Source organism: Mesorhizobium sp. WSM4817 (assembly GCF_055811135.1).
Map to the genome: position 1 here is coordinate 143,663 of NZ_JBVVQQ010000003.1, position 13,691 is coordinate 157,353.

At 61.9% G+C, this 13,691-nt stretch carries 14 protein-coding genes and 1 pseudogene; 5 read left to right on the forward strand and 10 right to left on the reverse strand.

The features are described from left to right. Positions 1-5 precede the first annotated feature (5 nt). From AC0L2K_RS05595 to AC0L2K_RS05610, 4 genes are all read right to left on the reverse strand, one after another. On the reverse strand, positions 6-593 hold the full coding sequence (locus AC0L2K_RS05595; protein WP_031254999.1) for a protein-S-isoprenylcysteine O-methyltransferase: 588 nt from the start codon (positions 591-593) through the stop codon (positions 6-8). Between the two features lie 157 nt (positions 594-750). After that, positions 751-1,335 (reverse strand): hypothetical protein, encoded by a 585-nt coding sequence (locus AC0L2K_RS05600; protein ID WP_031255001.1) that lies wholly within the window; start codon positions 1,333-1,335, stop codon positions 751-753. Between the two features lie 138 nt (positions 1,336-1,473). Further along, a complete protein-coding gene (locus AC0L2K_RS05605; protein WP_084646669.1) occupies positions 1,474-1,611 on the reverse strand; it encodes an ABC transporter in 138 nt (45 codons plus the stop codon). Between the two features lie 199 nt (positions 1,612-1,810). Continuing rightward, entirely contained in the window at positions 1,811-2,407 is a 597-nt protein-coding gene (locus AC0L2K_RS05610) for a L,D-transpeptidase (protein WP_023799405.1), read from the reverse strand. Between the two features lie 190 nt (positions 2,408-2,597). Between AC0L2K_RS05610 and AC0L2K_RS05615 the strand changes: the two genes are divergently transcribed. Beyond that, the gene (locus AC0L2K_RS05615) at positions 2,598-3,356 is read left to right on the forward strand and encodes an SDR family NAD(P)-dependent oxidoreductase (RefSeq protein ID WP_023799406.1); all 759 of its coding nucleotides are present in this window, start codon (positions 2,598-2,600) and stop codon (positions 3,354-3,356) included. Between the two features lie 39 nt (positions 3,357-3,395). Here AC0L2K_RS05615 and der read toward each other — a convergent pair whose 3' ends face one another. Together der and AC0L2K_RS05625 are read right to left on the reverse strand one after the other, a co-directional pair. Next, positions 3,396-4,826: a ribosome biogenesis GTPase Der gene (gene der, locus AC0L2K_RS05620; RefSeq protein WP_473530828.1), complete on the reverse strand. Its 1,431-nt coding sequence runs from the start codon at positions 4,824-4,826 to the stop codon at positions 3,396-3,398. Positions 4,827-4,829: 3 nt separating this feature from the next. Continuing rightward, positions 4,830-5,495, reverse strand: a complete 666-nt coding sequence (locus AC0L2K_RS05625) for a tetratricopeptide repeat protein (RefSeq protein ID WP_128167716.1) — start codon at positions 5,493-5,495, stop codon at positions 4,830-4,832. A gap of 299 nt (positions 5,496-5,794) precedes the next feature. On the opposite strand from AC0L2K_RS05625, the gene AC0L2K_RS05630 reads away from it, so the two are divergent. Then, positions 5,795-6,787, forward strand: a complete 993-nt coding sequence (locus AC0L2K_RS05630; RefSeq protein ID WP_128167717.1) for a polysaccharide deacetylase family protein — start codon at positions 5,795-5,797, stop codon at positions 6,785-6,787. 28 nt (positions 6,788-6,815) lie between these two features. Here the strand turns inward: AC0L2K_RS05630 and sbmA are convergent, their stop codons facing one another. From sbmA to AC0L2K_RS05645, 3 genes are all read right to left on the reverse strand, one after another. Further along, entirely contained in the window at positions 6,816-8,093 is a 1,278-nt protein-coding gene (gene sbmA / locus AC0L2K_RS05635; RefSeq protein WP_023799410.1) for a peptide antibiotic transporter SbmA, read from the reverse strand. Between the two features lie 122 nt (positions 8,094-8,215). After that, positions 8,216-9,376 carry a YbfB/YjiJ family MFS transporter gene (locus AC0L2K_RS05640; RefSeq protein WP_287341512.1) on the reverse strand — a complete coding sequence of 387 codons (1,161 nt, stop codon included), beginning with the start codon at positions 9,374-9,376 and terminating at the stop codon, positions 8,216-8,218. 177 nt (positions 9,377-9,553) lie between these two features. After that, positions 9,554-9,766 (reverse strand): hypothetical protein, encoded by a 213-nt coding sequence (locus AC0L2K_RS05645; RefSeq protein ID WP_128167720.1) that lies wholly within the window; start codon positions 9,764-9,766, stop codon positions 9,554-9,556. Positions 9,767-9,863: 97 nt separating this feature from the next. On the opposite strand from AC0L2K_RS05645, the gene AC0L2K_RS05650 reads away from it, so the two are divergent. From AC0L2K_RS05650 to AC0L2K_RS05660, 3 genes and pseudogenes are all read left to right on the forward strand, one after another. After that, positions 9,864-10,778, forward strand: coding sequence for a LysR substrate-binding domain-containing protein (locus tag AC0L2K_RS05650; RefSeq protein WP_128167721.1), 915 nt, complete (start codon positions 9,864-9,866; stop codon positions 10,776-10,778). A gap of 83 nt (positions 10,779-10,861) precedes the next feature. Next, positions 10,862-12,118, forward strand: a complete 1,257-nt coding sequence (locus AC0L2K_RS05655; protein ID WP_473530829.1) for an aminopeptidase — start codon at positions 10,862-10,864, stop codon at positions 12,116-12,118. 111 nt (positions 12,119-12,229) lie between these two features. Continuing rightward, positions 12,230-12,586 (forward strand): annotated as a pseudogene (locus AC0L2K_RS05660) (DUF488 domain-containing protein). Between the two features lie 32 nt (positions 12,587-12,618). Here AC0L2K_RS05660 and AC0L2K_RS05665 read toward each other — a convergent pair. Continuing rightward, on the reverse strand, positions 12,619-13,686 hold the full coding sequence (locus tag AC0L2K_RS05665) for an ABC transporter ATP-binding protein (RefSeq protein ID WP_023799417.1): 1,068 nt from the start codon (positions 13,684-13,686) through the stop codon (positions 12,619-12,621). Positions 13,687-13,691 lie beyond the last annotated feature (5 nt).

Consider the following 13,691-nt stretch of genomic DNA (forward strand, 5'->3'; position numbering starts at 1 on the left):
GACCTCTAATAAAGATAAGGGACTATTCGCTTGGTCCTTTCCATATAGGCACGGTATTGCGGGCCTAAAGTCTCAAGCATCATACGCTCTTCCTTGTCCACTCTCAGCAGGAAAAGGACGGCGAAACCAATCAAACCGGATATGCCCGCAACCCAGTTCGGCAGCAGAAAGAGCTGGCCGAGCCCCATAAGCAGGAACGAGGTGTACATCGGGTGACGGACCAAGGCGTATGGCCCGGCGCTGACCAGTTCGTGCCGTTCGCGAATCTCGAGCGTGATCGACCAGTTACGGCCAAGTTCCTTGTGGGACATGCGAAAAATCCACAGCGCGGAGCAGAAGATGATGGTTCCGAGCGCCACCGACCACACGCTGGCCGGATGGTCAGCCGCTGCGGGGATGCCGGTGGCGACATAGAAGCCAGGCAGGATCGCCAGGCCAAGGAGAGCCGATGCAAGCCCGACGGTGTCGGAACGCGAGCGGCCGCCAGCTACAATTCGCACGCGCCTTGCCCGGCGCTCGAAGGGATACCGGATCACATACCAGGCAACGAGGCCGATCACCCATATGATCTCGCCAAGTGAAGCTACAGAAATGGTCACTTCAGGTCACCGGAGCCTTTTCTCGATCTGGGACCACGATAAACCGTCGCAACGATGTCAGCGTCCGAATTGTCGACCGAAGACATTCAGAGCGCGCTGCTTTCGGAGTTGACCGGGCGAATGAGGCGAGAGCGGGTTTGCAAATCGCATTTCAACCGCCGTTCATCTCCCGAAGCTTGGTTATGAATTGTTGCGGCCGGAGCCAGGTACCGGGGGTCTTATACCCCATCGATCTGGCGATGTCCGCTACGAATGCGTTGCAGTTGTAGAGTGAGGCGTGCCAAAGCGGAGAGCTGGCCTGCAGCTTTCGTATGCTCGCGACGACTTTCCTATATTCGGCTTCGGTAAGTAAAACGCGCCAGCTTGCCGACCGGTAGGCATCTTCCAGGTCGCCGTCCGTCCACCCGGTCGTGGCTGGCACGGGCGCCACATGGCCGAGAACATAGACATTGGGATCATCGGACTTCGGAGCGAGCCCCGCGACTTCGGGGTTGACCATCCGTCCCGCCTGGTTCAATCGTCCAAAAATCACGTAGGAATGGCCGTAGGTAAGGGCGTACCGGGAGCGGAACTCGATGAAATGCCGTTGGGCCGCGCGCGCCGGCATCGCCGCGGTACTCAGTGCCCGTTCATTGGACACAAAAGTCGGCTGGGGTTTGTTGTCCTGCGACTGACATGACGCCGCGACAAGCGCGAGCAGGGCCACAATTGTTGAACGGCCACTTACAAGCGTCATCTCATCCAGAACTCCGAGGCAGACCTGGTGCCAGCCTATGCCCGCCAACCGCATGTACGCTGCGAATCCGGCCTTGGCCCCTGCATATCGATGGGGAAGGGCCTGGCGGCCCTTCCCCAAATCTCCGAAAGCCGGTGCTTATTTAATCACGGGCTCTTCTACGGCAACGGGTTCCGGCGGAGGAGCCTTCCCCTTTCCTTTACCGATCCCGTTCGCGCAGCCACTCAGGCTGGTAACGGCAAGGGTAGCAACCATTACAATCAACATTCTGCTCATCAAGCAATCCTTTCCCCAGGGGCGGAACAGCCTATAGAATCGCCACAAATAAAAAGATATGCAGCCCAACCAAGTTAGCTGCGATCTACACCAAAGCCTAGTGCAGAAATGACACAGTCGGCATTCGGTTGCAGCCGAAATCCTTGCGGTGACGTGCCGGCAGGGCTCACCATGCAACGGAGATCAGGCCTGCCCACCATCAAACCACCACCACCGTCGTGCCCAAAGGAGTCCGTTCGTAGAGGTCGATGATGTCGTCATTTGTCAAACGGATGCACCCGTTCGATACCGCTGTGCCTATCGTCCATGGCTCGTTTGTACCATGTATCCGGAAGTAGGTGTCGCGCCCGTTGCGATAGAGATAAAGGGCACGCGCACCAAGCGGGTTGTTTGGTCCACCAGGGACCCCGCCTGCATACTTCACCAGGCGAGGCTTGCGCCTCATCATGTTGGTGGTGGGTGTCCACGACGGCCAGTCCGCCTTGCGGGCGACGGTCGCTGTACCCTTGAACGAAAGCCCCTGCTCGCCGACGCCGACGCCGTAGCGCGTCGCCCACCCGTCGCCCTCGACGGCATAGAGAAAACGTTGCGAAGTATCGACGACGATCGTTCCAGGCGGCTCGTTTCCGTCGTACCGCACTTGCTTCCGTCGGAAACGAGGATTGAGGCCATTCCTTGGTCCGAACGCGGATGAAATCGGCTCCGTCACCTGCTGTAACGTCGACGTACACCCGGAGAGCATCAGAGCCAGACTTCCCAGCACGAGCCCCCGGCGCGCAATGTTGTGTTCTTCCATTTCTACCTGCTAGGAAACTGGTCAATCTACCGCCCTTCCTCGTCTCTACCATTGCAAGGCCTGCGGGCCAAGTCTCGCTGTGGGGTGGCAAAATGAATTCACAGGATTGACGAGCGAATTGGAGCGAAACTTCTTGCGATAACCGTCCGCCTCTGTTCGGTTAGGCCACAATGGGCATAGGACAGAGACGATGAAGCCTGACTTCCATGGTAAAGTCGCGATTGTGACCGGCGCAGGCTCCGGAATAGGAGCGGCTGTGTCACGGCAACTCGCGCAAGAAGGAGCCGAAATTGTTGTCGCCGACCTTGATGCCGAGGCCGCGCGCTGCATGGCTGCCGAAATAAGCGCGCAAGGAGGCAGGGCCCACGATTTTGCGGTCGATGTCACGGATGCGGCAGCCGTCGAAAAGCTGATCGAGTTCACTGTCCAGAAATGCGGCGGACTGGATATGGCGGTAAACAATGCCGGCATCGACGGCGTTCGAAAAGCGACGGCAGACTATCCGCTCGACAACTGGCACAGGCTGATGAACGTCAATCTGAATGGCGTTTTCTACAGCATGAAGTACGAAATCGCCGCCATGCTGGATCGAGGCGGAGGCGCCATCGTGAACATGTCCTCAATTCTCGGTTCCGTCGGCTTGCCGACTGCGTCCGCATACACGGCAGCGAAACACGGGGTCGTTGGGCTGACCAAGGTTGCTGCGATTGAATATGCGAGGATGGGCATCCGGATCAATGTCGTCGGCCCCGGCTGGATCGAAACGCCTCTTCTATCGGAGCAAGCGGAGGCATTAGCCAATACCAGGCGCATGGCAGCCCTTCAACCGATGGGCAGGCGCGGCAAACCGGAAGAGGTAGCGGCTCTTGTGTGCTTCCTGTTGTCCGATCAGGCCAGCTTTATCACTGGCAGCTACCATCTGGTCGACGGAGCTTACACCGCCCATTAGCGCGTCGTGGCTGACGCTGGCGCCCAAAAGACGCGGCGCTCAGCGGCGTTTCTTCGCCTTGCCGGCGAACGGATTTTCCGAGGTCCGCAAGGCGATGCGGATCGGCACGCCGGGCATGTCGAAGGCTTCGCGCAGGCTGTTGGAGAGGTAGCGGACATAGGATTGCGGCATCGCGTCCGGCCGCGAGCAGGACACGACGAAGCCTGGCGGCCGCGTCTTGGCCTGGGTGACATATTTGATCTTCAGCCGGCGACCGGCGACGGCAGGCGGCGGATGGTGCGCCAGGATGCCTTCCAGCCAGCGGTTGAGCTTGCCGGTCGAGACGCGGCTGTTCCACACCCTGTGCGTCTTGATGACGGCATCCATCAGCTTGTCGAGGCCGCGCCCGGTCTCGGCCGAGACCGGCACCGCCTGGATGCCGCGCGCCTGCGGCAACAGCCGCTCGGTCTTCTCGCGCAGTTCCGCCAGGAGTTCCTGGGGGTGGTCGATCATATCCCATTTGTTGAAGGCGATCACCGGCGCGCGGCCCTCGCGGATAATCAGGTCGGCGATCTGCAGATCCTGCTTCTCGAAGGGAATGGTGGCGTCGAGCACGATGATGACGATCTCGGCAAAACGGATGGCGCGCAAGCCGTCCTGCACCGACATGACTTCCAGCTTTTCGTGGACCCGGGACTTGCGGCGCATGCCGGCGGTGTCGAACAGTTTCAGGCGGCGGCCATGCCAGTCCCAGTCGACAGAGATGGAATCGCGGGTGATGCCGGCTTCCGGACCGGTCAGGAGCCGCTCCTCGCCGATCAGCGCATTGATCAGCGTCGACTTGCCGGCGTTCGGACGGCCGACGACGGCGATGCGCAGCGGTTTGGTATCGTCATAGCTCGGCTCGGCATCCGGGTCGGTGATGTCCTCGCCGATCAGCACCTCGCTGGCCGCGGCCTCCTCGTCTGCATCTTCTTCTTCGCCGAAGGCGCGCGCCTCGCCCAGTGCTGATATCACCGCATCGCGCAAATCGGGCAGGCCCTGGCCGTGTTCGGCCGAGACCGGGATCGGCTCGCCAAGGCCGAGTTCCCAGGCCTCCAGCATGCCGCCCTGGGCGCCGCGCGCCTCGGCCTTGTTGGCGACGACGACAACCGGCTTGCCGGACTTGCGCACGATCTCGGCGAAGGTCTTGTCGTCAGGCATCAGCCCAGACTTGGCATCGATGGTGAAAAAGATCAGGTCGGCTTCGCGGATGGCGATCTCGGTCTGGGCGCGCATGCGGCCCGGCAGCGTCGAAGCAGCGGCATCTTCGAAGCCGGCAGTGTCGATGACGTCGAAATGCAGATCGTAGAGTTTGGCGGCATGGACGCGACGATCGCGGGTAACGCCCGGCGTATCATCGACAAGCGCCAGCTTCCTTCCCACCAGCCTGTTAAAAAGGGTCGATTTGCCGACGTTAGGCCGGCCAATGATGGCGACTTTGAACGTCATCTGTCACGACACGCCGCCCGACCCACGGATCAGCTCGGACATCAACGTGGCCCGCTCGCGCGCGTTGCGCGGGGCGCTGTCATCCGAGGCAATCTGGTCGAACAGTTTCAGTGCGTCCGTCGCCTTGCCTTCCTTCCAGGCGGCAAGGCCGAGCGCCTCGCGCGCCGTATGGCGCAGCGGATTGGTGTCGGCGGTGAGCGTCTCGACTCGGCTCGAAACATCGGCGAACGAACCGTGGTCGACGAGCAGCAGCGCTGCCCTGAGGCGCGCCATATCGCGGAGGCCCGATGGAATGTGCGCATCGGCGGCGACCTCGTCGAAATCCTTGACGGCGGCGGCGACGTCGCCCTTGTCCGCCTTGACTGTCGCCGCCCGCATGCGGGCGAGCAGCGGATAAGCGCCGTAGCCATCCTTCTCCAGCGCATCGAGGGCCGCCAGCGCTTCGTCGCTCTTGCCTTCATTGGCGAGCTTCAGCGCTTGCGAGAAGGCATCGCCCGAGCGATTGGCGCGGGTCTCGTCCCAATAGCGATAGCCGACGTAGGCGGCGGTGCCGACCACAACCAGTATCGCGAGCGCAAGCAAGGCAGGACCAAAACGGTCCCACAGCGCATGCGCCTGATCGCGACGCATCTCTTCATTGACTTCGCGGATAAAACTGTCGTCCGACATCTCAAAACCATCCTGCCCGCCTCAGGGCGGTTTAGAGCGACGTGCGTCCATGGAAAGTACGCTCTAACACTTTGAATTTGCGCATCGTGTTTCCTGAAAAAAAATCAATTCTGCACTTCAGGCCGATGCGGTAGCCCGCGTTTTAGCGAAATTTTGCCGGCATGGAAGGGGTTCGACCGGAAAATCGGCTAATCGCCGGACGACGATGTAAAGGATGACTGCAAAGGGCGACCGCACCCACGCCACATTTCGCCGATAGCCGGTGCGCGAACCCTCCTCAAAATCCAGATCAGACACTGATGCCTCGTTTGTCCCGCGCTGTTGCGTTTTCGATCGCGTCGCTTGCTGCGGCGGGCGCTGCTGTCGCCGACCCGCCAGCGCCGGCAAAGCCAAAGCAGGCCGTCCTCATCTCGTTCGACAGCGCCCGCGATATTTTGCAATGGAAGCGCAGCCGGGCGCTGGCCCAGCGCACCGGCGCCCATTTCACCTACTTCGTGTCCTGCGTCTTCCTGCTCTCGCCGGAGACGCGCAAGCAATACACGGCGCCCGGCAAGGCATCAGGCAAATCCAATATCGGCTTCGCCGCCTCGAAACAGGAAATCGCTGACCGGCTCGAGCAGATAAACCTTGCCGCCTCGGAAGGCCATGACATCGGCAGCCACGCTTGCGGCCATTTCGACGGCAAGGACTGGAACAAGGCCGACTGGCTGAGCGAGTTCGGTTCGTTCAAGCGCATTCTCGAAAATGCCTATTCGATCAACGCTATTACCTCCGAACCCGCAGGCTGGCGCGAAATTGCACGTAAGGCGGTTGGCTTTCGCGCACCCTATCTGTCGGCAAACAAGGCGCTCTACGAGGCGCTGCCAAGGGCGGGCTATTGGTTCGACGCGAGCGGTGTGTCGCGCGGCCCTGCCCGGCCACCAACCAGCGACGGCATCACGCGCTTCTCACTGCCGAAGATTCCGGAAGGTCCTGACACAAGGCCGGTGATCGCGATGGACTACAATCTCTATGTCAGGCATTCCGGCGGCTTCGAGCGGCCGAGCCAGGCGGACGAATTCGCCAACCGGACCCATGACGCCTTTCGCGCCGCCTTCGAAGCGCAATATCAGGGCAAACGCATTCCGCTGGAACTCGGCTTCCATTTCACACTGATGAATGACGGCGCCTACTGGAAGGCGCTCGAGCGCTTTGCCGACGAGGTCTGCACCAGGCCCGATGTCGAGTGCATCAGCTATCGCGACTATGTTTCGCGCCAACGCCGGCAAAAGTGGGCGTCGGTGGGCGGCTGAGCCGAAAGCGCTCGCCGCCCCGTCACTCTCAACTTACCGGCTGATCCTCAGGCCGCAAGCCGGCTCGCTCTCGCTCCAGATAGGCCTGGTCGATTTCCGGCAGCGGCGCCCCTTCAAGTGTCGCCTCGAAGGCGCGCAGGCGCTTGTAGATGGATATCAGCTCGACGATGGTCGGCCAGGAATTCACGAGATATTGGAACGAAGTGGCGACTTGTGAAAAAGCGGTAACAATCTGCTGGAAAACGCCAAATGTTATCTTGCCGATTGCCAAGGTCGGAACAAGAATAAGAGTAGCGAATACGTTGTCGACTTGAAGGTATAGATAGCGGACCATGTCAAAATAGACATAGTGTGCATAGAGAGTGAAATAGTTCTTGCGAACATTTCTGAAAAGCTCGGCCAGAGTTGGTGGCTGCGCTCGTGCCGTGTCGTCCTCGCCGAGGACAAGTTCCTTGCGCAGCGCGGCTTCAACCCGCTGATTGCGAAATTCCAACCCGGGCAGCCTGACGCCGACGACTGCCAACAAGCCGGTGCCAAACAGCGACCAGGCGATCGCCGCAATGACCAGCGGATAAGGGATTGCTCCGACGATTGGGAGCGTTGAGACATGGAGAGAAAGGGAGGCCAGCAAGGGCAGGAATGCAATCAGGGTCATGATGGAGTCGATGAAGTTCACGCCGAGCCCCTGCATTGTGCCGGAGAAGCGCATCGTGTCGTCCTGAACGCGCTGCGACGCCCCTTCGATATGGCGCAGCCTCGGCCAGTAAGCGGTAAAATAATCGTTCATCGCGGTGCGCCAGCGAAACACATAGTGCCTGACGAAAAAGACGTTCAGAACGGCGATGCTCATATAGACCAGGGCCAAGGACAGAAACTGCCATACTCCGTAGTAAAGCTCGGCAGGGGAAACGGAGCCCGGCGTGGTCAGCGCCTTCTGCACCATATCGTAAAACATGCCGCGCCAGTCATTGAGCGCCACGCTGATCTGCACGATGAAATTGGTGACGAAAATAATCAAACCAGAGCCAAGGATCGACCAGTTTTGCCAGCGATGCGGGGAATACAGCGCCCAGAAAAGGTAGAATACGCCCATACCGGCGAAGAAATATCCGTAAAACCAGAGGAATGCCGGCGTCAGGAATCTTATCGGGCTGATGACTGGTGCTGCCTGCGGGTCGACCGGCGGCATGCCGAGCATCGTGCCAAGGTGCTCGCCGCCGAAAAACCACAGAAGGACGAGCAGAAGGCTCCAGGCGACGGCCGAAGTGAAAAACAACTTCGGCTGCGGGAAGAAGGATACGAACACTGTTGGGAAATCCTCGGTCGATGCGCAAATCAGCGGCGTTGCTGTTCAGCGGGCATAAGGTCACACATCGATCGGAATGAAAATGGCCGGTGCGTGATGCCCGGCACCGAGCAAGACCACAATCATGGCGATTTTGGCGCAGCCGACCAGATGACCGCGCCGGAGACAAGCAGCACGGCGGCGGCCACGATCGATGCGAGGAAGAAGTCGCCCGAGGCTTGCGCAAGCAGGCCGGCGACGATCGGACCGATGATCTGACCGAGGCCGAAGGACGCCGTCATCAACGCCAGGATCCGGCGTGGCGCTTGCGGGGCAAGCTGCCTTCCGCTCTGCAAGCCGAGCGCGGTGATGGCGATGAAGGTGCCGCCAAGCAGAAACCCGCCGAGCAGCGGCCCAATGTGTCCGCCCATAGTGACGCTCGCGCTGACCCCGACCACCTCGACGAGGCACCCCCAGGCATAAGCCCGGTAGAGCCCGATCTTTGCCGCGATCTTCTGCCAGAGCCAGACCGAGGGAATTCCGGCAAGGCCGGTGACCATCCACACCACGGCCTCGAAGACGCGGCCGCCGCCGCCCTGCCGGACGATGGCGACCAGGAACGTCGCCGTCACGATATAGCCGAAGCCGAACAGCCCGTAGGCGACGATGATCTTCACCAGTGACCGGTCCTTTGGCAGCGCCGGTTCGCGGCCATCGGCGCCGTTGGCGGTCGCAGTGCTGCCGAGCAGCAAGGCCACGACGGCAATGGCGCAGGCCGAGATCGCGGCGGACCAGAACCAGCCCGCCGGCCAGCCGGCCTGTCCGGTGACGAGTATTGCCATCAGCGCCGAGGACGCCGCTATGCCGAGGCCGACGCCGCCGAAATGCAGCGCCTGCAGGTCGTTTCGGCCGACCACGGCCAAATGACCGAAAACGATGCTGGACATGAACACAAGGACGAAGGCGCTGGCCACACCGGCAAGAAAGCGGATGACGAGAAAGGCCGCCATCGTGCCGGCCAGGCCCATCAGCCCGGTGAGGACTGCGGTGGCGGCAAGACCGGCCAGCATCAGCAGGCGCTCGCGACCGTGCGCCCAGCCGCCGACGGCTGCGAGCGCGCCAACGAGATAGCCGAGATAGTTGGCGGATGCGATCCAGCCGGCATCGGCCGGCGTCAGTCCTAGTTCCTCCATCATGCCGGGCAGGATCGGCGTGTAGACGAAGCGGCCGATGCCCATGGCGACGGCCAGGGCAATCATGCCGGCGAAGGCGAGGCGCAAAGGGGACGGCGAAGCGGCTTTCATTGCGGCGCACAATAAGTGCACGAGCCGGTGAAACAATCCGCTTGTTGTTGGGCCAGAACGGGTTGCAGCGGCGGACGAGCAGCTTCCAGCCGACCAATATCCGACGTTTGCGATTGGCCGCAGACCACCATGGCTTCGTCATCCCTGGGTCTCCGCGACGTCGCTTCGCTCGCATCTTCAGCCGCAGCCGGCCTGCCCGGTGCCGGTCTCGTAGGCAGTGCGCCGGGCCGTCAGCCGGAACGGCACGTCGCCGAGTTCGCGCTCCGACATGGTGTCCAGCACAGGATGCGACAGCGGATCGGTGGCCCATCGGGTGGCTTCGCTTTCTTGCGGCCCGCTTTGCCGCGCGCCGGCAGCGGAAAAGACCCCGAGCAGTGACAAAATCTTCATCGTATTCTTCCTCCACAGGTCTGCTTGTTCCTTAAAATTTGCCGTTCCTCCCCGCATTTCAATTGAGATTTCAACCGTGCTGGTTTAGAAAAACTGTATGGCCATGCTCAACCGCGTCCACCTCAACGGCCTGCGCGCCGTGGAAACCGTCGCCCGCCTGGGATCGCTTTCGGCTGCGGCGAGCGAACTCAACGTGTCCGCCAGCGCCGTCAGCCAGCAGGTCAAGCGGACGGAAGCGCAACTTGGCCAGGCGCTGTTCGAACGAACGGCAAGCGGTCTGGTGCCAACCGAATTCGGCACCGTCTTCACCGCCCGGCTCGGGGCAGGTTTCCGCGAGCTCGCCCAAGCCGTGGCGCTCGCCGACGAGGCCTCCGAATGCACGCTGGTGGTTTCGGTTGCGCCGGCCTTTGCCTCGAAGTGGCTGCTGCCTCGACTATCATGTCACTTCGCCCGGCATCCGAATGTGCTTTTGCGCATCGACGCCTCGGTGCGGATTGCCGATCTCGATCGCTCGGACATCGACATCGCCATCCGGCTTGGCGACGGCAAATGGCCGGGCGTGCGCGCGCAACTGCTGCTGGCGCAGGAAGTCTTCCCGGTCTGCGCCCCGGTGATCGCCGACAAACTGAAATCGATCGATGATCTCGCCCTGACCTGCGCGATCACCGACGAAAAAGCGATGATCAGCTGGGAAAGCTGGTTCGAGGCGGCCGGGGTGAAGCCGGTCAGCTTCCTCAAGGGCGCGCGCTTCACCGACCCGATGCTGTGCCTGGAATCGGCGATCGCCGGCCACGGCGTCATGCTCGGCTGGCAATTGCTGACGGCTGATGCTCTCGCCGACGGCCGGCTGGTCGCGCCGTTCGGCGTCCGCGCCGAGAGCGGGCTGGGCTACTGGCTGGTGACCTCGGCCAGCAAGAGCGAGAGCCGCAAGGTGCGCGATTTCAAGATCTGGATCCGCGAGGAGATCGAGGCAACGATGGCGCAGTTCGGCGCGCTCGCCGGCGCGGCCTGAGCAGGCCCGGTCGATCACGGTGGAAAGACCGATGGCACCGGTCTATGTAAGAACCAGGCTCCCACATCGCGACAGGCAGGATCATGACCACACATTCGCGCGGCGTTTCCGCAACGATCGACCCGGTGAAGCTCGACAGGCTGGCAGAAGTCGCCATCAAGGTCGGGCTGCAATTGCAACCGGGGCAGGACCTGGTGCTCACATCGTCGATCGCAGCGCTGCCTTTGACGCGGCGGATCGTCGAGCACGCCTACAAGGCCGGCGCCGGCCTGGTGACGCCGATCTTCAACGACGACGAGATGACGCTGGCACGCTTCCGCTACGGCGCCGATGCCGGTTTCGACCACGCCGCCGGCTGGCTTTACGAGGGCATGGCCAAGGCCTTCGCCAACAATGCGGCGCGGCTGGCCGTGCGCGGCGAGGATCCGTCGCTGCTGTCGGCGCAGGATCCGGCGAAAGTGGCGCGCGCCAACAAGGCGAACTCGATCGCCTACCAGCCGGCACTGGAAAAGATCACCGGCTTCGACATCAACTGGAACATCGTCGCCTACCCCGACCTGGCCTGGGCCAGGCAGGTGTTTCCGGGCGATAGCGACGACGTCGCGGTGGCGAAGCTCGCCGACGCGATCTTTGCCGCCTCACGGGTCGATGTGGACGACCCGATCGGCAACTGGAAGGCGCACAATGCGGCGCTTCGCAGCCGCACCGAATGGCTGAACGGCCATAATTTCCATGCGCTGCATTTCACCGGACCCTGCACCGACCTGACCGTCGGCCTGGCCGACGGCCATGAATGGATGGGCGGCGCCTCGACTGCCAGGAACGGCATCACCTGCAACCCGAACATCCCGACCGAGGAGGTTTTCACCACGCCGCATGCAAGGCGCGTCGAAGGCCATGTTACGAGCACCAAGCCGCTGTCGTACCAAGGCACGCTGATCGACGGCATTGCGGTGCGTTTCGAGCAGGGTCGCATCGTCGAGGCCAAGGCCAGCCGCGGCGAAGATGTGCTGAAAAAAGTGCTCGACACCGATGAAGGCGCACGCCGGCTCGGCGAGGTCGCCCTGGTGCCGCATTCCTCGCCGATCGCGGCGAGCGGCCTGCTGTTCTTCAACACGCTGTTTGACGAGAATGCCGCCTGCCATATCGCGCTCGGGCAGTGCTATTCGAAGTGCTTTGTCGACGGCGCCTCGCTCACTCAGGACGAGATCGCGGTGCGCGGCGGCAACAAGAGCTTCATCCATATCGACTGGATGATCGGTTCGGACAAGGTCGACATCGACGGCGTCGGCAAGGACGGCGGCCGCGTGCCGGTGATGCGCAAGGGCGAATGGGCTTAGGGGCGAGTGGGCGTAAGGGCGAGTGGGCGTAAGCAGCCGCCAGCAAGCCGTCATGGCCAGCAAGACGACATGGCCAGCAAGACGACATGGCGGCCAACCCCGGAGTTGGCAATGAAACTCGATATCAGGGTCAAACGCATCTACGAGCCGGCCTCGCCTGGCGATGGGCAGCGGGTGCTCATAGACCGCCTATGGCCGCGCGGCGTCCGCAAGTAAGACGCCGCGCTGACACTATGGCTGAAGACCATCGCGCCAAGCGATGAATTGCGCAAATGGTTCGGCCACGAGCCGACGCGCTGGATGGAATTCCAGCAGCGCTATCGCGGCGAGCTCGACCGGAACAGCGAGGCGGTCGGCCAGTTGCGTGCCCTGCTCGACAACGGCCGGGTGACGTTGCTCTACGGCGCCCAGGACGAGTTGCACAACAACGCGGTGGCTTTGGCTGATTATCTCAGCCTGAAGGGCTGAGGCAGCGCTCTGCCGACGCGGTCATCGCTAGCTCAGGCGACACGCAGTTCCGTGGCCGCATCGAAGAGGTGCACCTTGCCCGGCAGCACCGAAAGATTGATCGCGGCGCCGGCGCTGCGGCGCTCGTCACGCGGCACCACGGCGACGGCATCGTATCCGGCCACGCGCAAATGAATCTGGACATCGGCGCCGGTCGTTTCGGACAGCACGACCTCGCCCATGATCTCACCCGTATCCGAAATGCCGAGATCGTGTGGCCGGACGCCCATGATGACCTTTTGGCCTGGTGTTGCCTTGATCTGCGGCGACAGGCCGATCGACACGCCTTCGGCGACGAAGCGAGGACTGCCGCCTGCGGTCTCGACAGCGCCGGCGATGAAGTTCATCGACGGCGAGCCGATGAAATCAGCGACATATTTCGAGTTCGGGCGCTCGTAGACCTCGTCGGGCGTGCCGATCTGCATGATCCTGCCGGCGTGCATCAGCACGATCTTGTCGGCCATCGTCATCGCCTCGATCTGGTCATGGGTGACGTAGATCGTGGTTGTGCCGAGACGATTGTGGAGTTGACGGATTTCCACGCGCATATGCGTGCGCAGCTTGGCGTCGAGATTGGAGAGCGGCTCGTCGAAAAGGAAGACGGCGGCATTGCGCACCATGGCGCGGCCCATGGCGACGCGCTGGCGCTGGCCACCCGACAGTTCCTTGGGATAGCGCCCGAGATAGGGCGTGAGATTCAGGATTTCCGCCGCCCATTCGACCTTCTTCCTGATCTCCGCCTTTGGCACTTTCGCCACTTCCAGGCTGAAGCCGATATTGTCGAACACCTTCATTGTCGGATAGAGCGCGTAATTCTGGAACACCATCGCGATGTCGCGATCGCGCGGGTGAACGTCATTGACCCGCCTGTCGCCGATCAAAAGATCGCCGCTGGTCACCCGCTCGAGCCCGGCCGTCATGCGCAGGAGCGTGGTCTTGCCGCAGCCCGACGGCCCAAGAAGCACGACGAATTCGCGGTCGGCAATGCCGAAGGAGATGTCTTTCATCACCTCGACATTGCCGAAATTCTTGGCGATGTTCTTATATTCTACGGTGGCCATTCTTT